The following is a 23,278-nucleotide window of genomic DNA, read 5'->3' on the forward strand; positions in this document are numbered from 1 at the left end:
GGTCAGTCCTTCACAGCGCCGGCGGTGACGCCGGCGGCGACATACCGCTGCGCGAGCACCAGCAGCACGGCGGCCGGGATCGACGCGACGACGGCGGTCGCCATGATCGCGTTCCACTCCTGGTTGTTGTTGCCGATGTACTTGTAGATGCCCAGGGTGATGGTCTGCAGCGCGCCGCCGCTGTTGAGCGTCGACGAGAAGACGAAGTCCGACCATGCCCAGAGGAACGCGAACAGCGAGACGGTGACGATGGAGTTGCGGCTCACCGGCAGCACGATCGACCGGAACGTGCGCCAGGTGCTCGCACCGTCGATCTTCGCGGCGTTCATCAGCTCATCCGGGATGCCGGACATGAACGCGCTGAAGATCAGCACCCCGAACGGCACGGCCAGCGTCGAGTCCGCGATGATCAGCCCCCACAGCGTGTTCAGGATGCCGAGGTTGAGGTAGATCGCGTAGAACCCCATCGCCATGATGATCCCGGGGATCATCTGCGCGATGAGGAGCACGAAGTTGAGGACGCCCCGGCCGCGCGGGCGCAGCTTCGCCAGCGAGTACGCGGCGGGGGCCGAGATCGCGACAGTCAGGATCACGGTCCCGAGGCCGACCAGCAGGCTGGTGCCGAGGTAGGGCAGCTGCTGGTCGAGAACCGCCTGGTATCCCTCGAACGTCGCGTGGATCGGGAACAGGTCCGGCGGGCTCTTCCGCATCAGACTCGTCGGGGTCAGCGAGACGTTGATCATCCAGTAGACGGGGAAGAGCATCACCAGCGTCAGCGCGACGCCGACGACGGTCTTCCACCAGGGTCGCTTGCCGTTCATGCGAGGTCCTGCTTCCTCTGGGTGCGGATGTACACGAAGCCGAAGACGAGCGCGAGGATGATCAGCAGGTTGCCGACCGCGGCCGCCGGGCTGAAGTCCGGCAGTGTCGAGGCGAACCCGAGCTGGTACGACCAGGTCGCGAACGTGGTGGACGCCGTCCCGGGCCCGCCGCGCGTCATGATCCAGATGATGTCGAACACCTTGAGCGTGTAAATCAGGCCGAGCAGCAGGGTGATCGCCGACACGGGCCGCAGCAGCGGGAAGGTCACCCGCCAGAAGCGCTGCCACCCGTTGGCGCCGTCGATCGACGCCGCCTCGTAGAGCTCCTGCGGGATGTTCTGGAGCCCCGAGTACAGGATGACGAGATTGAAGGGGATGCCGATCCAGATGTTCGCGATGATGACGCTGGTCAGCGCCCAATCCGGCGAGGTCAGCCAGTTGATGCCGGGGAGGCCGAACGCCTCGAGCGCCGCGTTGACGACGCCGGAGTCGCTGTTCAGCATCCACGACCAGGTGGACGCCGACACGATCAACGGCAGCAGCCACGGCACCAGGAAGAGGGCGCGCAGCGTCGCCGACAGCCGGAAGTTCTGGTGGAAGAACACCGCGAGCGCCAGCCCGATCGTGAACTGGAACGCGATCGAGACGAGGGTGAAGACGGCGGTGTGCCAGAACGCGGGCCCGAAGGTCGGGTCCTGCAGCACCTTGACGTAGTTGTCGAGCCCGACGAACGGGGCATCGCCCATCACGAACGACCGGACGGTGTAGTCGCGGACGCTGAGCTCGACGTTGCGGTAGAGCGGGTAGGCGTAGAACACGACCAGGTAGATCGCGACGGGGGCGAGGAACGCCCACGCCGTCCACGCGCCACGGCGACGCCGGCGCCGGGGCGCGGGCGGGGCGGCGACCTGCACCGTCCCACCCGCGTCCCTGGCCGTGCCGCTCGACGCTGTCTGAGTTGTCGTCATCGGTGTTTCCCTCAGTTGCGTGCTGGTCGTGCTCTGGTTACTTCGTGGCGGCGGCCGCTGCCGTCTGGGCCGCCTTCAAGGCGTCCGCCGGCGACTGCGATCCGCTCAGGGCGTTCTGGACGGCGGTCCACAGCTCCTTGGAGATCTTCGGGTACTTCGTCCCGAGGTCGTCGCTGGTGCGGCCCTTCGCGGCGGCCACGGCGTCGACCCACGGCTTCAGCTCCGGGTTCGCGGCGACCTGCTCCTTCTGCGCCGCCTGGGTGGGGGCGATGTAGGAGAGGGTGGTGTCGGTCTTCACGAAGCTCTTGGTGCTGGTGAGGCACTCCGCGATCTTCTTCGAGGTGGCGTACCGGGCGGTGTCCTTCTGGACGGGGATCGTCATGAACTCGCCGCCGGTCGGAGCGGGAGCCGCTCCCCCATCCATCGCCGGGATGCTGAGGATGCCGTAGTCGATGCCGGCCTTCTTCACGTTGCCCAGCTGCCAGGTGCCGTTCTCGCCGAACGCATAGTCGCCGGTGGCGAACTCCTGCCACGAGGTGGTCTGCGTGTTGTTGATGACCGAGTTCGGGGCGTAGCCCTTCTTGAGCCAGTCCGTCCACAGCGTCAGCGCCTTCTCGGCCTTGTCCGAGTCCAGCTTGGTCAGGTTGGCGCCGGAGCCCCAGAACCACGGCAGGAACTGGAAGCTGCCCTCTTCGGTGCCGATGGCCGAGAACGTGATGCCCTTCTTGCCCGCTGCGGTCACCTTGCCCAGCGCGTCGGTGAGCGTCGACCAGTCCGTGATCGAGTTCGCATCGACACCGGCGGCCGACAGGACGGCCTTGTTGTAGTAGAGCGCCAGGGTGTTGGCCCCGATCGGGACGCCGTACGTCTTCCCGTCCAGCTGACCCGCGGCCAGGATGTTCTTCTGGATGTCGGACGTGTCGAGCTTGTTCTCCGACGTGGTGGTCAGGATGCCGGCCTCGGCCAGCGTCGAGACGACCGGGTTGTCGACGAGCAGCAGATCGGGCGAGCTGCCCTGCTGGCCCGCGAGCAGCGCCTTGTTGGTCAGGTCGCTGGTGTCGTAGCCGGTGCGCTTCACGGTCACTCCGGCGTCCGTCCCGCACTGCTCGACGAGCTTCGTCCAGTCGGCCGATGCGTCGAACTGCGGGTACGGGTCCCAGAACGTGTAGGTGCCTCCGGCGCTTCCGCTCGAGCCGGAGCCCGAGCCCGAGCAGGCGGCGACGCCGGCGACGACCGCCGCGGCGACGACCGCTGCGCCGAGCAGGCGCGAGGTCTTCTTGGTGATCACAGTATTCCTCCTTGAATCGTGCACTTGGTCGAGTCCGGCCGGGGGCGCTGAGCATGCTGCGTTTGGCGGTTCATCGGGTGCTCCCGCGGTCGGTTATTTCGGGGGCGACGAATCTCGTCACCGCCGGGCCGGCGAGATCGGGGGAGGTGATCCGCCGGACGAGCTGCCGGACCGCCGAGCGGCCCAGCTCGTCGGGCGAGCTCTCGACCGCCGTGTACGGCAGGGAGAACGCTCGCCCGAAGTCCTTCGCATAGAGGCTGACGACCGAGAGGTCGTCCGGGGTGCTGACGCCGCGCGCGGTGAGCACCGAGGGCAGCGCGGCGATCGTGGCGTCATTGTGGACGATCAGCGCGGTGGCGGTCGGCCGGGCGTCGAGAATCGCGTTGATGCTGCGGCCGATCTCGGGCTGACGCGACTCGCCGTAGTACGGGTGCATCTGCAGGCCGTAGCGGGCTGCACGCTCGAGGGCGGCATCCCGGAACCGCCAGCCGTATGCGCCTCCGCGCTCGAAGACGTGCAGCGGGGGCGACACGACGATGATCTCGCGGTGGCCGCGCGCGTACAGGTGATCGACCAGCAGGCGGGCGGACTCCCCGAAGTCCAGGTCGAAGACGTCGAGGCCCTCGGTGTGCTTGGGCAGCCCGACGAGGGCTCCGGGCTGCACGGCGTCGCGGAGAGTGGCGAGCCGCGGGTCCTCGTGGACGACGTCGAGCAGGACGACGCCGTCGACCATCCCGGAGCTGGTGACGCGGCGCAGCGCGGCGTCGCTGTCGAGCTCGGTGACCAGCAGGATGTCGTAGCCGAGCTCCCGGGCCGTGTCGGACACGGGGAGGATGTACTCGAGCATGGCGGGGGCGAACTCGTCGGCGTGGAACTGGGTGAGCAGGCCGATGACCATCGTCTGCGACGTGGCGAGAGCACGGGCGCCCGCGTTGACGATGAAGCCGAGGGACGTGATCGCCTCGTCGATGCGACGGCGGGTGTCCGGGGAGATCGAGCGCTTGCCGGAGAGGGCGTACGAGACGGTGCTCGTGGAGACGCCGGCGGCTCGAGCCACGTCGGTGATGGTGACGGCCATCGCGCCCCTCCTTCGCTCCATCGGGAAGTGTCCGGCTCGACCATCGTCGAACCGCTTCGATGAAGATAGCGCGCTCGTACGCGCCGCACAAGTCGAACCGCTTCGCTGTCCCCCGATTCAGCCTCCGCTTGCGCAAAATAGGTCCCCGAACGCCCCAGCGGACCCCTCACCCCGGCTCGATCCGCCCCACACCCGAACCGCTTCGACAGCCTCCTCACAACGCACATTCGGCACGAATCGCGGCAACGAGGCCCCCGCAGATTTGGCGCAAATGTCGGGAAAGGGCGCGGGATAACGCAGATTTGGCGCAAATGTTGCGAAGGGGTGGCGGGGAGGGGCAGGGAGCGCGCGCGGGGGTCAGCCGACGGCGCGGGTGCTGCCGCGGTCGACGAAGCCGGGCTCGATCAGCCGGACCTGGGGCGGCTCCGCGCCATCGGGATCCGCGATGCGCTCCACGAGCCGGGAGACGGCCCACTCGCCCAGGAGCTCCGGGCGCGTGTCGACCGACGTGTACGGTAGCGAGAAGGCTGTCCCGAACTCCGCCGAGAACATGCCGACGACGGAGAGGTCGTCCGGCACCGAGATCCCGCGGTCGTGCAGGAGCGACGGGAGCGCGGCGATCGTGGCGTCGTTGTGCACGACGAGCGCGGTCGCGGACGGATAGCGGTCGAGCGCCGCCGTCACCGCCTGGCCGAGCGCGGGCTGCCGCGACTCCCCCTCCACGATGTGCAGCTGCATTCCGTGGCGAGCCGCCCGCTCGGCTGCCGCGTCGCTGAACCGCCAGGCGTAGGAGCCGCCGCGCTCGAAGACGTGCCGCGGCGGCGTGACCAGCACGACCTCCCGATGGCCGAGGCCGGCCAGGTGATCGAGAGCGTTGCGCGCCGCCTCGCCGAAGTCGAGGTCGACCGCGTCGAACCCCTCGGCGTTCTTCGCGTAGCCGATGAGCGCGACCGGCTGGCGCGTCTGCCGGAGCGGCTCCAGCCGCGGGTCGTCATACGTCACGTCGAGGAGCACGACGCCGTCCACCATCGCCGAGGAGGTCGTGCGGCGGATGGCCGCATCCACATCCGGATCGGTCACCATCAGCAGGTCGAAACCGTGATTGCGGGCCGTCGTCGACACCGGCAGCACGTATTGCAGCATGGCGGGGGCGAACTCGTCCTCCTGGAACTGGAGGAACAGGCCGAGCACGTTCGTCTGCGAGAGCGCCAGGGCGCGGGCGCCGGCATTGGGCGTGAAGTCGAGCTCGGCGATTGCCCGCTGGATGCGCTCCCGCGTCTCCTCGGAGATGGCCCGTTTGCCCGACAGCGCGTACGACACGGTGCTCGGGGTCACCCCCGCGACCCGCGCCACATCCCGGATCGTCGCCGCCATCGCCCCTCCAGCCGTTCGCCTCGTCAATTCTCACACGATTACGGGCATCGAACCGATTCGATCACCGAGCGCGAATCGGGCGCGCTGGAGCCGGAAGCGCTAGACGATCCCGCCGACCATCGCATCCCGGCGCAGCTGCGCGTGCGTTGCGTGGAATTTGCCGTCCGCCGTCCACCAGGCCTCGTGCCCGGCCGCATCCGGATCGTTCTCCACGACGACGGGCCAGTGCTCGCGGATGTTCTTCACGTAGTAGCGGATCTCGTCGCCCACCGTGCGCTTCTCGACCTTGTCGGACGCCTCGAGCTGCTCCTGTGTCGGGTCTGTCATGCGGTCATGCTACCGACGGCACCGGCCAGACGTAGGGCAGGTCGTCGGGCACGTCCGGGAAGAGCGGCCGATAGAACGCGGGATCCTTGCGGACCAGGTTGGACTGATGGCTCAGATGGAACGCCGGGTCGCCGATCCACGGCGGCAGTTCGAGCTCCTCCTGCGCCAGTGCGTCGACCTCCGGCGCGAACGCCAGCACCTGCGGGCGGACCGTGTCGGCGTGGCCGAGCTCGATCCACGCGTCGGCCGACTCGAGCGCGTACTTGGTGAGAGCGGGCAGGTAGCCGCGCCACATCTTCGCGACGGGATGGTGGCGCCACCCGTAGCCGGGCACGGTGATCGCGCGGAGCACCTGCAGCGCCTCGACGCGCTGCTTGCCCATCCGGGCACGGTCGAGCACGCGGACGCTCCGGGCGAACGAGGGATAGGGCAGGAAGGTCTGCACGGCTGCCACGGTACCCGCGGCCGTGCCACCCGCATCCCCCGTTGCGCAGGCGGCCACGACGAGCAACGCGCCGGGGCGCACCGGGCCGCCCGCCCTCCAGCGGGCGGCCCGGCGTCGTCAGCGCAGGTGCCGGGCGAAGAACCGGGCGGCGTCCTCGCCGGCGAACGCGGGGACGCCGCGGTGGCCGCCGAGGTTCGCCTGCAACGTCTTCTCCGCCGAGCCGAAGGCGTCGAACAGGTCGAGGGCGGCCTGCCGGTCGTTGCCCTCGTCGTCCCACTGCAGGAGGACGTGCAGCGGGATGGTGACTCGCCGCGCCTCCTCCAGGATGACCGCCGGGATGTAACTGCCGGCGAAGAGCCCGGCGGCGACCACCCGTGGTTCGGCGAGCGCGAGCCGGACGCCGATCGAGATGAAGCCGCCCGAGTACGCCACGGGGCCGCCGATCTCGGGGAGCGCGAGCGCCGCATCCACCGCCGACCGCCATTCCGGGACGGCCCCGCCGACGAGCGGGAGGACGAGCCGGTCGACGAGGTCCGGACCGACCGGATCGCCGGCCGCGAGGGTGCGGCGGAGGTCGGCGCGCGCCTCCTCCGTCACCGGCACCGGCGGGCGGTCTCCCGTTCCCGGCAGTTCGATGGTGAGCGAGGCGAAGCCGTCCGCTGCGGCCCGGACGGCCCGTCCAGCGAGGCGCGGGTGCATCTGCTCGATGCCCCCGGGGTGCCCGAGGAGGATCAGCGGGACGGGTGCGGAGGGCGAGGCGGTCGCGGGCGTCCAGAGGATGCCCGGGATGCCGTCGAGGGTGAAGCGACGCTCGATGACGCCGTCGCTCTGGTGGTGTTCAGAAGTGAATTCGAGGTGCATGGTCGTGCCTTTCGTGGAGTGCCTGAAGGGCGCTCCCGGACGACCTATCGCCCGACCGTGTCCTCAGAGAGGAGCACCCACGTCGTTTCGCTCATGGGTATCACCTCCTCGATCTGCTGCACGGACCGGGGAAGCATAGCACCGGCTTCGCCGCGCAGTCACGGCACGGGGCGGATGGCTCAGCCGCCCATCCTGCGCATCGCGGCGGCGGTCAGCCGGGTGTGCACCTGGAAGGCGACCGTTCCCGGCACGTAGCGGTCCTCGCCGTACTCGATCGGCCGGCCACCCGCGTCCGAGCTCTCGCGGCGGAGCCGGAGCAGCGGCGACGACCGGCGAACGCCGAGCAGCTGGGCGTCCTCGCTGGTCGCGGCCGTCGCATCCAACGTGTTGTCGGCCTGGCCCGTCACGATCCCGAACCGGTCGAAGAGCACCTGCACGACGGACGCCTCGCGCGGCGAGAGCGACTGGATGATCGGGATCATCCAGGTGACGTACGTGGTGCGCTCGAGCATCACCCGCCGGCCGTCGAGCGTGCGGACGCGGACGACCCGCAGCACCTCGTCGCCCTCGTCGAGGTGCAGGCGACGGCGTTCGGCGACCCGGGCCGGCGCCGTCTGGAGCGAGACCACCTGCCCGCCCGGTGTCATCCCCCTGCTCCGCGCCCACTGGGCGAACGAGCGCAGCTCGTCGAACTCCTGCCCCTGACGAGCGGCCGCGACCACCCACGACGATCCCTGCCGGGAGGTCAGATCGCCCCGCGCTCGGAGCAGCGCGAGCGCTCGGCGCACGGTGCCTCGGGCGACGCCGTAGGTCTCCGCCATCCGGTTCTCCGACGGCATCGAGGTGCCGGCTCGGAACTCGCCCTGGAGGATGCGCGCACCCAGGTCTTCTGCGATCTCTCGATACAGCGTCGGCATGTCCGGTCCTTCCACTCATCCTGCGCGCACGACGTCGCCCGGTCGCAACGACATGTACACGGCAGTCTCTCCGATCGCCGAGCTTCGCCGCGCATCCTCGCGATCGTTTGCGCGCCGTCAGTGCGCAGGCGGTGCCAAGTGGACCGCTCCGGTTCGACGGCCGTTCACCCGCAGGTCGCGCGCAGGCAGGGTGCGCGACGAGTGCGGTCGGTTGGGTGAGGACCTGTGCCGACGGGCGCGGTGCGAGTTCGGGATCCCGCACCGCCCCGCGGCCTCACCCGAAGGAGCACCCGTGCGCAGGATCACCCGGTCGGCCGTCGTCGCGGCCCTCATCGGCGCCGTCGTCGCCGCGACGGCCGCGCTCGGCGTCGTCGCGCAGCCGGCCGCCGCGGCACCGACGCCGAACGGGACTCTGACCCTCACCAGCACGACACCCGCGCCCGGCGATCCGCTCACGTTCTCGTACACGACGGACAAGCCGAACACGAAGAACTGGGTCGCCGTCTACAACGACCCGGCCACCGGACCGACCGACCAGAAGAGCCACGGCTCCTCCACCGACTGGGCGTACGTCGACTCCACGACGGCATCCTCCAGCGGCACGGTCACCGTCGCGAGCACGGGGCTGACCCCCGGGCACGACCTCGTCGCCTACTTCCTGTACGCCGACGGCTACACCTGGCTCGCGCAGCCGGTCACCTTCCACGTGGGCTACACGACCAGCGGCTCGCTGGCCCTCACGACGACCACCCCGCGTGCGGGCGGCGACCTCACCTTCTCGTACCGCACCGGCGACGCGAACGCCTCGGGCACCGACTGGATCGCCGTCTACGACGACCCGAAGAAGTCCCCGCTGAACCAGACCTACCCGGGGTCAGGCTCGACGGCGTGGTCGTACGTCTCCGGCACGTCCGGCACCGTCACCATCCCCGCTGGCGCACTGACCTCCGGGCACGACGTCATCGCCTACCTGCTCGCCGACGACGGCTACACCTGGCTCGCCCAGCCCGTCGTCTTCCGGCTCGCGGCGGCGGCGTCCGGACCGACCGCCGGCGGGACGCTGACGCTGCTCACCCAGGATCCGATGGCCGGGAAGCCGCTGACCTTCTCGTTCACCACCGCCACCCCCAACGCGAAGAACTGGATCGGCGTCTACGACGATCCCAGCACGGCGCCGAGCGGTGGGGCGTCGCACGGCGCATCGACGACCTGGGAGTACGTCCCGAACGCCACCTCGGGCACGGTCACGATCCCCTCCGGCGCGCTCACCGGTGGTCACGCCGTCGCGGCGGTGCTCCTCTACGACGACGGCTACGTGAACCTCGCACCGCCGATCACGTTCACCCTGAAGGCCGAGCCGCCGCTCACCGGCTCGACGGAGCCGACGGTCGACCACTTCCTCACCGACGACATCGTGCGGCCGGCCGTCGGTCCGTCGACGGCGGTGCGGTTCTCCGTCGCCGGGATGTGGGCGGGCGTCCGCGGCGCGGCTCCCGCCGCGGCCACGTTCACCGCGCAGGCCGGCCCGGACTGGCTCGCGGTCGCCCCCGACGGCACCGTGACCGGGACGACCCCGGCATCCATCCCGGCCCAGACGCCGCTGCTGACCGTGCTGGCCACCGAGGCGAGCGGACTGACCGGGACGCTGACCGTCGAGCTCCCGCTGACCGAGCCCGGCGCACCGCCGACCGTCCACGCCGCGACGCTCACGATGTGGGACGGCGGAACCCACGTCGACGACGCCGTCGACAAGCTGGCGCGCTCCATCCTCGTCAACCGCTTCGACCTGGTCGCGCTGCAGGCGACCGGCGGGAACGCCACGGCGGTGGCTCAGCGACTCGGCTGGAACGCGATCGAGGATGCGGCGGGCCTGGCCGTGATCGCGCCCTATCCGCTGACCGCGCTCCCCGCGCCGGCGCCCGCCGTCTTCGCGGTGTCGGCCGCCGTCGCCGGAACCGACCTCCCCGTGTGGAACACCGCGCTCGACGGCGGCGGACCCGATCGCGCATCCGTGTGCACGGACGGGGCCGCTGCCGCCGTCGCCGCCGAGAAGGGCAGCACCCGGTACGCGCAGGCCCACACCGTCGCCCAGGCCGTGAACGCGGCCCGGACCGCGACGCCGGGCGGCCGGCTGCTGCTCCTCGGAGCACTGGGATCGCCGTCGAACCTCGACTGGACCGGTGCGCCGTCCGCGGCGAACTGCGGCGCGGGTCCCGTCGCCTGGCCGGTCACCTCCGAACTCCAGGCGGCAGGGCTGGCGGACGCGTTCCGCACCGCCCGCACCGACATCGCCGCCGACCCCGGCGCGACAGCCGGAATCCTCGGCGGGACGGTGAATGCGGCGGCCGCGCGGCCCGCACTTCTCGACCGTCTCGACTACGTGTACGTCGCCGGACCGCTGACCGTCCAGGACGCCAACCTCGTCGTCGACGGATTCCCGCAGGCGTCGCCCTCGAACGCCAACCGCTGGGTGTCGGACCGCGCCGCCGTCGAGGCGACGATCGTGCTCGCGGCCCCCGCTGCCGGCGGGGGCGGGTCCGGCGGAGGAGGCGGCACCGCGGACCCGGGGACGGGCGCCGCCGCCGGGCACTCCGGACTGCCGGGGGCGCTCGCGCGCACCGGCGACGTGCTCGGACTGGTCCTGGCCGGAATCGCCGTCGCAGCCGTCGTGATCGGCGGCCTGACGATCCTGATCCGCCGGCGGCGGGACGCATCCACCCCGTCCGGCACCCCCGAAGCAGAACCGACCGCACACCCGGAGGAAGCGAACCGATGAGCCGATCCAAGCCGGAGCGCCACGCGCCCGATGTCACCTTCACCGCAGCGCCGCCGCTCGACGAGAGCGCCGCGTACGTCAGCTCGGTTCCGCGCGGCCTGAGCCGCCGGACGCTTCTGCTCGGCGGCGCCGCCGCGATCATGGCCGGGGTCGCCTACGGGACCGCGGGACGTGCGGCCCTCCCCGCCGCCGCGGCCGCGAAGCTCACCGGGACCGTCGCGGACGTCAAGCACGTCGTCGTCCTCATGCAGGAGAACCGGTCGTTCGACCACTACTACGGCACGCTTCCCGGCGTGCGCGGCTTCGCCGACAAGCAGATCCTCGAGTACCCCGGCGGCGGCGACATCTTCCACCAGCCGGATGCGTCCCGCGCCGACGGTCAGGTGATGCTGCCGTTCCGGATGGACTCGACGAAGTACAACTCGCAGAACGCCGGGGGTCTCGACCACAGCTGGGGCGGCGGCCACACCGCCTGGAACAAGGGCGCCTGGAACCGCTGGGTCGCGGCGAAGGGCGAGCAGACCATGGGCTACTTCACCCGTGACGACATCCCCTACCAGCACGCCCTCGCCAGCGCCTTCACCGTGTGCGACGACTACCACTGCTCGCTCAACGGGCCGACGACGCCCAACCGGCTGTACCAGTGGTCCGGGATGATCGACCCGGCGGGCCGACAGGGCGGACCGGCCATCGACAACCCCGCCGACTACAACCCGGTGTACCGCTGGGGCACCTACGCCGAACGGCTGCAGGCGGCCGGGGTGAGCTGGAAGACGTACGCCAACGACGAGGTCGGCGACAGCGGAAGCCACCCCTACGTCGGCGACTACGGCGACAACCCCCTCTGGCTGTTCCAGCAGTACCACGACGCGCTGGCCTCCTCCGACCCGGCGAAGCGCCAGCTCGCCCTGAACGGCGGGCTGAACGACGGCTGGAAGGCCGATTCCGGCCGCGGCCTCGACGTCAGCTTCCTGCTGTCCGACTTCGGGCGGGACTGCGCGACCAACTCGCTCCCGACCGTCTCCTACGTCGTCGCCCCGTACGGCTGGTGCGAGCACCCGTCCGCGAGCCCCGACTACGGAGCGCACTACACGAACGCCGTCGTGCAGGCGCTCTTCAGCAACCCGGAGACCTGGGCGTCGACCGTCCTGCTCATCAACTACGACGAGAACGACGGCTACTTCGACCACGTGCTCCCGCCGTTCCCCGAGGCCGGAACGGCCGACGAGTTCGTGAACGGCCAGCCGATCGGGTTCGGCGCGCGCGTGCCGCTCACGGTCGTCTCGCCATGGTCGCGCGGTGGATGGGTCAACTCGCAGACGTCGGACCACACGTCGGTCATCCGGTTCCTCGAGGTGATCACCGGCGTGACCGAGCCGAACATCTCGCAGTGGCGGCGCACCGTGTCGGGCGACCTGCTGAGCTGCTTCGACTTCGCGCATCCCGACGTCAGCATCCCGGGCGCCGATGTCGTTCCTGGCCTCGCGCAGACGCAGCAGCTGGTCGCCGCCGCGGACGCCGACCGGAGCAAGCCGGCCGTCGCCGTGCCCGCGGTGGGCGCGCAGTCGATGCCGGGACAGGACGCCGGAACGCCTCGGCACCGGACGCTCCCGTACCGGCAGAGCGCCGACGTGGCGGTGGACCGCACCACCGGCCGGGTCACCCTCACGATGCGCAATCAGGGCACCGTCGGCGTCAACCACCAGGTGTTCCCGAATGTCGCGCTGCCGTTCCAGGCCGACCCCCACACTCTGGCGGCAGGCGCGACGGCGGACTGGGTGTGGGATGCCGCGGCCACCGACGGCCTGTACGACCTCAGCGTGTACGGCCCGGACCGCTTCCTGCGCCGGTTCGCCGGGACCGTCGTCCGCGGAGACCGCCGCGACATCGGCGTCCCCCACGCGACGGCCGCCGTCGGCGCGGTCGGATCGCGCAGCCTCCGGCTCACGCTCACGAACGACGGGGGCGCGGCGGTGCGCTTCCGGCTGGCCGGGAACGACTTCACCGACCACTCCGAGCAGGCGACCGTGCCGCCGCGCGGTTCGCGCACGGTCGACTGGCCGGTCGACGAGTGGGGCTACTACGACGTGGTCGTGACCGCGGGAACCGGGACGGGCTTCCGCTACCGGTTCGCCGGCCGGGTCTGAGCCCGCGCAGGCCGGAGCGCCGTCCGCGCCACCCGACGGCTCCCGAGCAACTATCGTGGGGCGACGACGTCGAGTGGATCCGAGGGCAGGGCATGGCGGGCAGCGAGCCGAAGAAGCTGAGGAGGGATGCGGCGGAGAACGCCGACCGCCTCCTCGCCGCCGCCATCCGCTCCGGCCTCGCCGAGGGCCGGTTCGTACCTCTCGAGAAGATCGCCGCCGACGCGGGGGTCGGCATCGGCACCCTGTACCGCCGCTACCCCAACCGGGAGGCGCTCCTGGAGGCGATGGCCGTGCGCGCCTACCGGCTGATCCTCGCCGAGGCGGAGGACGCGCTCGCGTCCGGCGAGAGCGGACGGGATGCGATCGCGCGCTTCCTGCGCCAGTCGTTCGAGCACCGCGACCAGCTGGTGCTGCCCCTGCACGGCGGCCCGATGACCGAAGGGACCGAGTCCGCCGAGCTGCGAGGACGGATGCAGCGGACGATGTCCGCCATCGTCGCGCGCGGTCACGCCGACGGCACCGTCCGCCGGGATGTCGACGGCGGCACCGTCGTCCGCTTCGGGGCGATGCTCGCGCAGCCCATGCCGAACGTGCCCGACTGGCCGCGGGCGGCCGAGGAGCAGCGCGTCGTCTTCCTTCGCGGGATCTCTCCGGACGCCGGGGAATAAACGGACGATTTCCTCCGCTTCATGGGGTGTGATGCCGGCGATGGGCGTCGACACCCGAGGAGGAAGGCACGACCATGAAGGCGATTCGATTCCACGAGACCGGCGGACCCGAGGTGCTCCACTACGAGGATGCTGACCTGCCCGTCCCCGGCGACGGCGAAGTGCGGCTCCGCGTGGCCGGCTCGGCGTTCAACCCGGCCGACAACGGCATCCGCGCGGGCAGCCTGCCCATCCCGATCACGCTGCCGCACATCCCGGGCTACGACGTCTCGGGCACGGTCGACGCGGTGGGGGCCGGCGTGGACGGCTTCGCCCCCGGTGACGATGTGATCGGATTCCTGCCGATGACCGGGGACGGCGCGGCAGCCGAGTACGCCATCGCGCCGGCGGAGGTGCTCGTCCGAGCCCCGCGATCCGTCCCTCTTTCCGACGCTGCGGCTCTGCCGTCCGTCGCCCTGACCGCATGGCAGGCACTGTTCGACGAGGCCGGTCTCGCGTCCGGCCAGCGCATCCTGATCACCGGAGCGGGTGGCACGGTCGGCGGCTACGCGGTCCAGCTCGCCAAGCGCGCCGGCGCGTACGTCATCGCCACCGCGAGCCCGCGCAGCAGGGACGCGGTCGCCACGGCGGGAGCGGATGAGGTCGTCGACCACACCGCCCGATCGGTGCTCGACGCGGTCACCGAGCCGGTCGACGTGCTCCTCAACCTGGCCCCGCTGGAGCCGGAGGAGTTCGCCGCCCTGGTCGCGCGCGTCCGCGACGGCGGCATCGTGGTCAGCACGACCGCCTGGATGGCCGCCCCCGACGACACGGAGCGCGACGTCCGCAGCGTCGTCGTCTTCGTGCGCAGCGACGCCGCAGAGCTCGCGGAACTCGTCTCGCTCGTCGACAGCGGCGAGCTGCGGGTGGATGTGGCCGAGCGGGTGCCGCTCGCCGAGCTCCGCAGCATCCACGAGCGCGCCGCCGCCGGCACCCTGCGCGGGAAGGTGGTCGTCCTCCCGTAGGCGCGGCCGATGTGCGGGACGGACTCTACGACCCGGCCGGTCGCGAGAACAGGTTCACCAGGGTGCCATCGGGGTCGCGGAACAGGGTGGACCGGTTGCCCCACGGCATGGTCGTCGGCTCCAGCACGACATCGGTCAGGACGTCGCGCAGACGGTCGAACTCGCCGTCGACGTCGTCCACGGCGAACTCGATGATGGCCGGGCCGCCGCGGGACGGCCGGGGAGCGTCGTCGCCGAGCATGGCGACCGTCGCCGCGTCGGCGATGGCGAGGGCCACGGCCCCCTCCCGGAACTCGGCGAACACCGGGGCGGGACGCGACGCCACCGTCCCGGTGACGAGTTCGTAGAACCGCACGAGCCGGTCGACGTCGTCGGTGATGATCCTGATCGAGCTGAATGCCATGGGAAGCCTCTCCGCCGGGCCGTCCGGCCCGCACACGACCAGACTCGCCGACGCCGGCGACACCGTCCTGTCGGTGTTTATCGGCGTTCTGTTGCTCCGGGCGCCCGGCGCCTTCAGCAGTCCGGGGCCGCGGCGATCACGCCTCCAGCACCGGACGCAGATCCCCGAAGGGGATGTCGAGATCGGCCGCCGTGAGCCGGCGCCCCGGCGGCCGCTCCCCGGTCGGCTCGACCGCGACGATGCGGTCGCCGCGGAACGCCCGGATCGCGTCGCGGGAGCGGCACCAGGCGATCAGGTACCACGTCCCGTCCCGGCCGACGTATCCCTGCGGCTCCACCTCGCGCTCCGTCTCGACTCCCGCTCGATCGCGGTACCGGAGCCGGAGCACCGTCCCGGCTCGCAGGGCGTCCGAGAACCCGGCGGGAGCCGGAGCCGGCGGACCGCCCTGGAGCAGGTGCACGCGCGCCGCCAGGGCCCGCGTCTCCTCCACCCGGCTCGCGTCCATCACCGCGAGCACCTTGGCCAGCGCCGCCGCGGCCTCTGTTCCGAACGGGGTGGAGGCGAGCATGCCGAGCCCGATCGTGACGGCGAGCGCCTCCTCGACGGTCAGCCCGAGCGGAAGGAGGGTGTGCGCCGGGTCGAGGCAGTAGCCGCCGGTCCGGCCGGGCTCGGCCCAGATGGGGACGCCGGACTGCTGCAGGGACGACAGATCGCGCTCGATGGTGCGCGTGCTGACCTCGAACCGCTCGGCCAGCCGTCGAGCGCTCACCGGTCGCGGCGCCACCGCGCGGAGTGCCTCCACGATCGCGTACAGCCGGTCGGTGCGGTTCATCCGTCGACTCTACCGACGGCGATCCGGACGGGAGGAACGACGACGGGGCCCAGCGGGAGCGTATGGACGCCGCCCGCTGAGCCCCGTGGAGCAGCGGCCGTCAGGCCCGCGGACGCTTGCTCGCCTTGACCGCGCTGAAGTACTCGTTCGCCGGCTTCAGGAAGATCAGGATCGTGGCGATGACACCGACCACGACACGGGCGGCGCCGAGGCCGAACCCGCCGAGGATGCCGAACAGCGACAGCACGGTCACGATCAGCAGGACGATGCGCGCCCAGTTGGCTCCACGGCGCATGAACACCGCGAACAGCACGTAGGCGGCGATGTAGAGGATGCCGAAGACGATGGCGACCGTCACCGACGCCGTCACCGTGGCGTTCAGCGCGCTGTCGGAGATCTGCTGGCCCTGCGCGGCGAGCTGACGCTGCAGGTCGCCCTTGAGCGAACCGATCGTGGCCAGCGAGATGATCAGCGAGATGAGGCTGAGCGCCGCACCGACGATGTACAGCCAGAACGCGATGTTCACCTGCTGCGGAGGTGCGACCGGCGCGCCTCCGGCGGGGGCCGGCGACGACGCGGCGGGGTAACTCGGGGGCAGGTTGGAATCACTCACGGTGGGTCTCCTTCTGAAGCTGGTGGTTGCGAACGGCCCGCTGGGCCATTGCATTTGAGCGCCGCTCACGTTATCCCTTCACGGCGGCGTTAGCAATGCCGGGCGTCATGACGGAGCGCGCGTCCGGGGCTCAGGGGCGTCCGCTCTCCGCCCTCGATCACCGGCTCCCCGGCGACGAACACCCACGGAATCCCCTCGGCGGGACGCCGGGGATCGTCGAAGGTCGCGGTGTCGGCGACGCGTTCCGGGTCGAACAGCACGAGGTCGGCGACGAAGCCGGACGCGACGCGGCCTCTGTCACGGAGTCCGAGCCGACGGGCCGGTCGTGCGGAGAGGTGGACGATCGCCTCCTCGAGGGTCAGAACCTGCTCCTCCCGCACGTATCGGCCCAGGTACCGGGGGAACGTGCCCCACGCTCGCGGATGCGGCCGCTCCCCGACCAGGATCCCGTCACTGCCTGCGGTATGGCGGTGATGGCGCATGACGGCACGCACGTTGTCCTCGTCGCCGACATGATGCAGGATCGTCGTTCCCAGACGGTCGCGCACGAGCAGGTCGAAGTACAGCTCCTCGGGCGGGCGCCCCTCGCTGCGTGCGAGATCGGCGATGGTGCGGCCGACCAGGGCGGCGAGCGACGCGTCGCGGACACCGGCGACCTGGACGACGGCCCAGTCCACCGCGACGCCGTGGCTTCCGTCGCTTCCCGTCGTGGCGAGCTCGCGCGCGACACGGAGGCGCACGTCCCGGTCGCGGAGCCGCTCCAGAGTCGACTCCGGTCCACCGGCCTGCACCCAGCTCGGGAGGAGCGCGGAGAGGGTGGTCGAGCCGGGGAGGTAGGGGTAGCTGTCGAGGCTCACGTCGACGCCACCGGCCACGGCCCGATCGACCAGGCCGAGCAACTCGCCGGCGCGGCCCCGGTTCACGTCGAAGTTCATCGTGGCGTGGGTGAGATGCAGGGCGCAGCCGGACCGCGCGGCGACGTCGATCATCTCGGCGTACCCGTCCAGCGCCCCCGCCCCGTACGACCGCTGATGCGGGGCGAAGAACCCGCCGTGGCGGGCGACGACCGTGCAGAGCTCGACGAGTTCGTCGGTGCCGGCGAACATCCCGGGCACGTACGACAGCCCCGCCGACAGGCCGAAGGCTCCCTCGCGCATCCCGCGGTCCACCTCGGCGCGCATCCGCTCGAGCTCGTCGGCCGTCGGCGGCCGATCCTCCAGTCCGACGACGTTCATCCGGATGGTGCCGTGGGGCAGCAGGTAGGCGGCATTCACGGCGAGCGGATGCGCGTCCAGCTCCTCCAGATACCCGGCGACGCTCCGCCACGAGAAGCCGACGGTCTCCGGGATGCCGTTCCAGCCGGCGATCTGCTCGCGAACGACCGGCAGCGTCCGGTCGGTGACGGGGGCGTAGGAGAGGCCGTCCTGCCCGAGCACCTCGGTGGTGACTCCCTGCGTCGCTTTCGCCCGATGGTCCGGGTCGGTGAGGACTGCCAGGTCGGAGTGGGCGTGCATGTCGATGAACCCGGGAGCGACGGCCAGACCCTCCGCGGGGACGACCCGGGTGCGCGGCGCGACGATGCGGCCTCCCGCCCTCGCGATCCGTCCGTCCTCGACCAGTACGTCGCCGATGACACCGGGGCGCCCGGAGCCGTCCAGGATCAGGCCGCCGCGGAGCAGGACCGCCGTCATGCGCTCAGGGCCGCGGCCGAGAACTCGCGCGCACGCTCGGTCACGTCCGCCCAGTCCCCCGCCTGGATCCGAGCGGCGCCGACCACGCTGGTGCCGGCCGTCACCGCGAGGGCTCCCGCCCGCATCCACTCGGCGGCGTTGCCGGCGTCGAGGCCTCCGGACGGCACGACGCGAACGTCGGGGAAGGGGCCGCGCAGATCGGCGAGGTACGCCGGCCCGACGAGGCCTGCGGGGAAGATCTTGACCGCCGCGGCGCCGAGCGCCACCGCGCGCATCACCTCCGACGGAGTCAGTGCGCCGAGCAGGATGGGGACACCGGCGTCCCGCGCGACGCCCGCGGCCCCCTCGCTGATGCCGGGCGTGACGAGGAACTGCGCGCCCGCCGCGAGAGCCGCCTCCGCCGAGCGGGCATCCGTCACGGTCCCGGCCCCGATGATCACGCCGTCCGCGCCGCGAACCGCTTCCGCGATGACCGCTTCGACTCCCGGTGTCGTGAAGGTGAACTCGACCGTCCGGATCCCGCCCGCCGCCAGCGCCCGGCAGAGGGCGATGGGGTCGTCGATGCGAGGCGCGCGGACGACGGCGAGCGTGCGGTCCTGTTCCAGTGCGGGGATGAGCATCCGGCCGCCTACCCGAAGCAGGTCTCGATCACGCCGATGACCCGGGGGTCGTCGGCCAGCGCATCGTCCACGAGCGGGAGCGCACGCCATTTGTCGAACGCGGTGCAGGGATGCGACAGGCCCAGCCGGACGACGTCGCCGACCTCGATCACGGCGTCGGCGGGAACACGGATGAACGCGTGCTGGTCGTTGATGCCGGTCACCGCCGCGCCGGCGAACGGCATTGCGGGCCCACCGCGCAGCGACCGGACCGCCTGAACCTCGGGGAGGCCCTCGTCGTACGGCAGATCGCGCTTGCCCGCATCCACCAGGACCAGCTCCGGTTCCGGCCGCGACAGGACGGTCGCCCAGCCGTGGATCGCCGCGCGGAGCCCCTCGCCGGAGCCGCCGCGCGAGAACGGAGTGATCCCGCGGTAGAAGCCGTCGTCATGCGTGATGTACGCGCCGGAGCGGAGCAGCACATCGACGGGGCGGCCGCGTGCCCCCTCGGGGTCGCGGAGCGGGGCCAGGATCGCCGCGACGTCGTCGAAGTACGCGCTTCCGCCGGCGGTGAGCAGCACCTCCCCCTCCGCCGGGTAGAGGCCCTGCGCATCCAGTTCGCGGTGCAACCGCACCATCTCGGCGAGGTAGGCCCTGACCCGCTCGAGGGACGCGGTCGATGCGTCGTGTGCCAGCGCCCCCTCATATCCGCCCACCCCGGCCAGACGGAGGGCGGGTGCGGAGGCGATGGCGCGCGCCACCTCGAGGGCGGCCGGGACGCCCCGTGCCCCTGTGCGGCCCCCGGCACCGCCGAGCTCGACGAGCACCGCCAGCGGAACCGTCGCTCCGGCGTCGCCCAGCCCATCGGCAAGCAGCTCCACGGCACGGATCGAGTCGGCCCACACCGTCAACCGGGCCGCGTGCGGGGCGAGCGCCCGGATCGCCGCCGGCTGCACCAGCTCGTTCGCCAGCAGGATCCGCGGGACGCCCCAGTCCAGGGCAACGGTCGCCTGCCACGGTGTTGCGACGGTGATCCCCCAGGCGCCCGCATCCAGCTGCCGTTGCCAGAGGGTCCTGCTCATCGTGGTCTTGCCATGCGGGGCGAGCCCGACTCCGGCCGACGCGCACCATGCCGACATCGTCCGGAGGTTGTGGGCGAGCGCCTTCTCGCTGAGGGTGACCAGCGGTGTCGGGAAGTCGGCCAGCGTTCGGGGCTCAGCGGCGGGCGCGTCGACCGTGAGCGGCGGCTCGCCGAGAGGCATCGCCTTGTACTCGGCCATGAGCCTCCTTCGTGGTTGCACATGACGCAACGCTGATTGCGCCTTCTGTGCAACCTTGTCTAGCATGGCCACAGTCGATCCAGGAAGGGCACCGCATGCGAAGCGCCGGCCTCCAGGTGACGATCGGTGAGGCGATGGTGGTCCTCTACCCGGAAGACCAGCGGCCGTTGGCAGAGGCGGACAGGTTCGGTTCGGATGTCGGCGGGGCGGAGTTCAACGTCGCAACCAGCCTCGCGCGCCTGGGTCTTCCCACGTCCTGGGTGTCCCGGCTCGGAACAGACGGGTTCGGTGCACGCATCCGCCGGGTCGCCGGCGAGTCGGGTGTCGACACGTCCGCGGTCGAACTCGACCCCTCCCGGCCGACCGGGCTCTACGTCAAGGAGACGACCCGCACGGCCGGGGATGTGAGCACCCGGATGCACTACCACCGCAGCGGATCCGCAGCCTCCGCCCTGTCGTCCGCCACGCTGGCCTCCCCGGCAGCCGCAGCGCTTCTGACCTCTGCCGAGCTCGTGCACACGTCGGGCATCACGGCGGCCCTGTCTCCCACAGCGGCCGAGGCCGTCACGGGCCTGCGGGCCGTGCTGGGCCCGGACACCCGGCTCAGCGTCGACCTCAACTATCGTCCGCAGCTGTGGGGCGACGGCGACACCTCCGCACTGACGGGTCTGGTAGCCCAAGCCGACCTGCTCTTCCTCGGCCGCGACGAGGCCGAGGCCTGTTTCGGGCACGGCGACGCCCGCCGGCTCTTCGACGCGCATCCCCTGCTCGACACCATCGTCGTGAAGGAGGACGCCCACCGCGCCTCCGTCCACCGCCGCGGCGGCGCGGAGGTCCACGTCCGCTGCCTCAGCGTCGACGTCGTGGAGCCGATCGGAGCCGGGGACGCTTTCGCGGCAGGCTTCCTCTGCGGGCTCGCGGAGCGACGCGACGATGCGGCCTGCCTCCGCCTCGGACACGCGCTGGCCGCTCTGGCACTGACCAGCGCCGGCGACCGTCCGCTCAGCGTGCCGGACGAGATGGACCGCGAGAGGATCGCCGGCGCCTCCGACGAGGAGTGGGCGAGCTGGGCGGTCCGCCCGGGCGCATCCCCCTGGAGGAGGTCGTCGTGAGCCAGTCGCTCGGCCGGGCGCTCGATCTCCTCGGCCTCCTCGCGCGCGGCATCACGACTCTCGACCCGCTCGCGGCAGAACTCGGCGTTCACAAGACGACGGTCCTGCGACTGCTCCAGACGATGGAGCAGCACGGGTTCGTCGGCCGCGACAGCAACCACCGGTACCGCATCGGCCCTGCCGTGCTGGCCCTGGCCTCCGGCGCGCTGGATGCGCTGGATGTGCGCGCCGCTGCTGCCCAGGAACTGCGTGCGCTCGCGGCCGAGACCGGCCAGACCGTGCACCTCGCCACCTACGACGACGGCGTCGCGACGTACGTCGACAAGGTCGAGTCGCGGCAACCGCTCCGCATGTACTCGCGGATCGGCCTTCCCGCCGCCCTCCACGCGACCGCGGTCGGCAAAGTGCTGCTGGGCGGGCTGGATGACGCAGAGCGCCGCGCGGTCGTCACCGGTCTCGAGTTCGAACGCTTCACCGACCGGACGATCACGACGCCCGACGATCTGCTCGCCGACGTCGAGCGCAGCGTGCGACGAGGGTGGGCGGAGGACCACGAGGAGCACGAGACCTTCATGAACTGCATCGGCGCCCCCGTCCACGGACCCGACGGCCGCGTCGCCGCCGCCATCTCGATCTCCGTTCCGAACGTCGTCCTCCCGTATGAGGGCGTGCTCGAGCTCCTTCCGTCGCTCCTGGCGGCGGCGGGGCGCGTCTCCGCAGAGCTCGGCGCCCGAGAGGTCTGACCACCGCCATCCGCAGCACCCCGAAAGGAAGCCATGTCCGAACGCACCGCCGTCTTCACCACGGAGGCCCCCGCTCCCGCTCACGTCTTCTCGCAGGGGGTGAGGCGCGGCCCCTTCCTCCAGGTGTCGGGACAGGGACCCGTCGACCCGGCGAGCAACTCGTACGTCCACGAGGGTGACGTGAAAGCGCAGACGCTCCGGACGCTCCAGAATGTCGAGGCCATCCTCACCGCCGGAGGGGCGACCTTCGACGACGTGATGATGCTCCGTGTCTACCTGACCACCCGCGACGACTTCGCTGCCATGAACGAGGCCTACGGCGAGTTCCTGTCGTCGCGCGTCCGATCGGGCGTGCTTCCGGCGCGCACCACGGTGTTCACCGGCCTCCCCCGCGCGGAGATGCTGGTGGAGATCGACGCCCTCGCCGTGCTCGACTGAGGCGGAGCTACGCCCGCCCGGGGAGCGGCCGGACGGTGAGGATCTGCTCCGCCCTGCCCACCGGGCCCGAGAGGTCGTGGAGAGCGGTGCTGGTGAGGCCCCGGCCCGTCGACCCGAAGGTGACCGTCGTGTCGAGGCCGACCCACTCCCCCGCCGGCTGCGCGTACAGGTGGATGGTCAGGTCGAGGTTGGGGAACATCCACTCGGTCGGCAACCGGCGCACCGCGATGCCGTTCGCCGTGTCGACCAGCGCGATGAAGGCGGCGTGCGGGCTGGACTCCTCGCCGGCGACGAGGACGCGGTCGGTGCGCAGCCAGGCCGTCGCGCGGCCGGGGCGCGGGTCCTCGGCAGCCCGCATCTCGAGCGATGCGACGTAACCGCCCGGCCAGGTCTCCGTCATCGGCCAGCGCCGCTCGGGGCCCGGGAGGGCGAGCCTGTCCGGTTCGCCGCCCGTGACCTCGCTGGTGTCGCCGTCGACCGTGTACCAGGCACGCGCGAGCACGGCGGCACGGCCGGCGATGACGACGGTCGCCTCCACCAGCTCGATCGTCCGGCCGGGGCGGATGGTCTCCACGGTGATCTCGCACACCTCCGCGGCGAGGAAGCCGAGGATGTCGAAGCTCACCCGCGCGAGCGAGAGCGGACCGGCGCCGCGCTCGGCGCGATGGCGATCCATCGCGTGCACGATGAGACCGCCGAGCGGGCTGAAGTGGATCTCGCCGTCCTTCCAGGCTCCTCCGGCATCCACGGTCGGGCGGTAGCGGGTGTCGTCGATGCGCTGGAAGTAGGAGTCCATCCCCCGATTATTTCGCCCCGGCCGTCGCCGCCACCGTCGAGTCCGCACAGACTTACCGCTTTCCCCACCCTGAGCGTGCAAAGAATGCGGACTCGAC

At 71.4% G+C, this 23,278-nt stretch carries 23 protein-coding genes; 7 read left to right on the top strand and 16 right to left on the bottom strand.

All coding sequences use genetic code 11. The features are described 5' to 3' along the window. Nucleotides 1-2: 2 nt before the first annotated feature. From BLW09_RS14735 to BLW09_RS14775, 9 genes are all read right to left on the bottom strand, one after another. Nucleotides 3-821, bottom strand: coding sequence for a carbohydrate ABC transporter permease (locus BLW09_RS14735; RefSeq protein ID WP_089914286.1), 819 nt, complete (start codon nucleotides 819-821; stop codon nucleotides 3-5). Further along, complete coding sequence (locus BLW09_RS14740) at nucleotides 818-1,789, bottom strand: carbohydrate ABC transporter permease (RefSeq protein WP_089914289.1); 972 nt, start codon at nucleotides 1,787-1,789, stop codon at nucleotides 818-820. Before BLW09_RS14740 ends, BLW09_RS14735 begins: the two co-directional genes overlap by 4 nt. A gap of 37 nt (nucleotides 1,790-1,826) precedes the next feature. Next, nucleotides 1,827-3,077, bottom strand: coding sequence for a sugar ABC transporter substrate-binding protein (locus BLW09_RS14745; RefSeq protein WP_089914291.1), 1,251 nt, complete (start codon nucleotides 3,075-3,077; stop codon nucleotides 1,827-1,829). Between the two features lie 70 nt (nucleotides 3,078-3,147). After that, nucleotides 3,148-4,155: a LacI family DNA-binding transcriptional regulator gene (locus BLW09_RS14750; RefSeq protein ID WP_089914293.1), complete on the bottom strand. Its 1,008-nt coding sequence runs from the start codon at nucleotides 4,153-4,155 to the stop codon at nucleotides 3,148-3,150. A 357-nt stretch (nucleotides 4,156-4,512) separates the two neighbouring features. Beyond that, nucleotides 4,513-5,529: a LacI family DNA-binding transcriptional regulator gene (locus BLW09_RS14755; protein WP_089914296.1), complete on the bottom strand. Its 1,017-nt coding sequence runs from the start codon at nucleotides 5,527-5,529 to the stop codon at nucleotides 4,513-4,515. Between the two features lie 99 nt (nucleotides 5,530-5,628). After that, nucleotides 5,629-5,856, bottom strand: coding sequence for a hypothetical protein (locus BLW09_RS14760; protein WP_089914299.1), 228 nt, complete (start codon nucleotides 5,854-5,856; stop codon nucleotides 5,629-5,631). Nucleotides 5,857-5,860: 4 nt separating this feature from the next. Continuing rightward, nucleotides 5,861-6,301 carry an MSMEG_6728 family protein gene (locus BLW09_RS14765; RefSeq protein ID WP_231946881.1) on the bottom strand — a complete coding sequence of 147 codons (441 nt, stop codon included), beginning with the start codon at nucleotides 6,299-6,301 and terminating at the stop codon, nucleotides 5,861-5,863. 117 nt (nucleotides 6,302-6,418) lie between these two features. After that, a complete protein-coding gene (locus BLW09_RS14770) occupies nucleotides 6,419-7,162 on the bottom strand; it encodes an alpha/beta hydrolase (protein WP_089914305.1) in 744 nt (247 codons plus the stop codon). Nucleotides 7,163-7,341: 179 nt separating this feature from the next. Next, nucleotides 7,342-8,079 (bottom strand): GntR family transcriptional regulator, encoded by a 738-nt coding sequence (locus tag BLW09_RS14775; protein WP_089914308.1) that lies wholly within the window; start codon nucleotides 8,077-8,079, stop codon nucleotides 7,342-7,344. A gap of 292 nt (nucleotides 8,080-8,371) precedes the next feature. Here BLW09_RS14775 and BLW09_RS14780 point away from each other — a divergent pair, with 292 nt between their 5' ends. From BLW09_RS14780 to BLW09_RS14795, 4 genes are all read left to right on the top strand, one after another. Further along, nucleotides 8,372-10,855: a hypothetical protein gene (locus BLW09_RS14780; RefSeq protein WP_089914311.1), complete on the top strand. Its 2,484-nt coding sequence runs from the start codon at nucleotides 8,372-8,374 to the stop codon at nucleotides 10,853-10,855. Then, entirely contained in the window at nucleotides 10,852-13,002 is a 2,151-nt protein-coding gene (locus BLW09_RS14785) for a phosphocholine-specific phospholipase C (protein WP_089914314.1), read from the top strand. The genes BLW09_RS14780 and BLW09_RS14785 overlap by 4 nt, the downstream gene beginning before the upstream one ends. A 92-nt stretch (nucleotides 13,003-13,094) precedes the next feature. Next, complete coding sequence (locus BLW09_RS14790; RefSeq protein ID WP_089914317.1) at nucleotides 13,095-13,670, top strand: TetR/AcrR family transcriptional regulator; 576 nt, start codon at nucleotides 13,095-13,097, stop codon at nucleotides 13,668-13,670. 74 nt (nucleotides 13,671-13,744) lie between these two features. Continuing rightward, nucleotides 13,745-14,674, top strand: coding sequence for an NADP-dependent oxidoreductase (locus BLW09_RS14795; protein ID WP_089914319.1), 930 nt, complete (start codon nucleotides 13,745-13,747; stop codon nucleotides 14,672-14,674). Nucleotides 14,675-14,699: 25 nt separating this feature from the next. On the opposite strand, the gene BLW09_RS14800 is transcribed toward BLW09_RS14795, so the two are convergent. From BLW09_RS14800 to BLW09_RS14825, 6 genes are all read right to left on the bottom strand, one after another. Then, on the bottom strand, nucleotides 14,700-15,077 hold the full coding sequence (locus tag BLW09_RS14800) for a VOC family protein (RefSeq protein WP_089914322.1): 378 nt from the start codon (nucleotides 15,075-15,077) through the stop codon (nucleotides 14,700-14,702). Between the two features lie 136 nt (nucleotides 15,078-15,213). Then, nucleotides 15,214-15,909 (bottom strand): helix-turn-helix transcriptional regulator, encoded by a 696-nt coding sequence (locus tag BLW09_RS14805; protein WP_089914325.1) that lies wholly within the window; start codon nucleotides 15,907-15,909, stop codon nucleotides 15,214-15,216. A 100-nt stretch (nucleotides 15,910-16,009) separates the two neighbouring features. Further along, nucleotides 16,010-16,522: a hypothetical protein gene (locus BLW09_RS14810; RefSeq protein ID WP_089914328.1), complete on the bottom strand. Its 513-nt coding sequence runs from the start codon at nucleotides 16,520-16,522 to the stop codon at nucleotides 16,010-16,012. 89 nt (nucleotides 16,523-16,611) lie between these two features. Continuing rightward, complete coding sequence (locus tag BLW09_RS14815) at nucleotides 16,612-18,213, bottom strand: N-acyl-D-amino-acid deacylase family protein (protein WP_089914331.1); 1,602 nt, start codon at nucleotides 18,211-18,213, stop codon at nucleotides 16,612-16,614. Continuing rightward, nucleotides 18,210-18,833, bottom strand: coding sequence for a bifunctional 4-hydroxy-2-oxoglutarate aldolase/2-dehydro-3-deoxy-phosphogluconate aldolase (locus tag BLW09_RS14820; protein WP_089914335.1), 624 nt, complete (start codon nucleotides 18,831-18,833; stop codon nucleotides 18,210-18,212). Before BLW09_RS14820 ends, BLW09_RS14815 begins: the two co-directional genes overlap by 4 nt. 8 nt (nucleotides 18,834-18,841) lie before the next feature. Next, complete coding sequence (locus BLW09_RS14825; RefSeq protein ID WP_089914338.1) at nucleotides 18,842-20,092, bottom strand: alanine racemase; 1,251 nt, start codon at nucleotides 20,090-20,092, stop codon at nucleotides 18,842-18,844. A gap of 95 nt (nucleotides 20,093-20,187) precedes the next feature. On the opposite strand from BLW09_RS14825, the gene BLW09_RS14830 reads away from it, so the two are divergent. The 3 genes from BLW09_RS14830 to BLW09_RS14840 are packed head-to-tail and all read left to right on the top strand — an operon-like array spanning nucleotide 20,188 to nucleotide 22,385. Next, the gene (locus BLW09_RS14830; RefSeq protein ID WP_089914341.1) at nucleotides 20,188-21,204 is read left to right on the top strand and encodes a sugar kinase; all 1,017 of its coding nucleotides are present in this window, start codon (nucleotides 20,188-20,190) and stop codon (nucleotides 21,202-21,204) included. Further along, nucleotides 21,201-21,947, top strand: a complete 747-nt coding sequence (locus BLW09_RS14835; RefSeq protein WP_172824217.1) for an IclR family transcriptional regulator — start codon at nucleotides 21,201-21,203, stop codon at nucleotides 21,945-21,947. The genes BLW09_RS14830 and BLW09_RS14835 overlap by 4 nt, the downstream gene beginning before the upstream one ends. 33 nt (nucleotides 21,948-21,980) lie before the next feature. After that, nucleotides 21,981-22,385, top strand: a complete 405-nt coding sequence (locus BLW09_RS14840) for a RidA family protein (RefSeq protein WP_089914347.1) — start codon at nucleotides 21,981-21,983, stop codon at nucleotides 22,383-22,385. Nucleotides 22,386-22,392: 7 nt separating this feature from the next. Here BLW09_RS14840 and BLW09_RS14845 read toward each other — a convergent pair whose 3' ends face one another. Beyond that, complete coding sequence (locus BLW09_RS14845) at nucleotides 22,393-23,181, bottom strand: thioesterase family protein (RefSeq protein ID WP_089914351.1); 789 nt, start codon at nucleotides 23,179-23,181, stop codon at nucleotides 22,393-22,395. Nucleotides 23,182-23,278 lie beyond the last annotated feature (97 nt).

The sequence above is a fragment of the Leifsonia sp. 21MFCrub1.1 genome, assembly GCF_900107895.1.
GTDB lineage: Bacteria > Actinomycetota > Actinomycetes > Actinomycetales > Microbacteriaceae > Leifsonia > Leifsonia soli.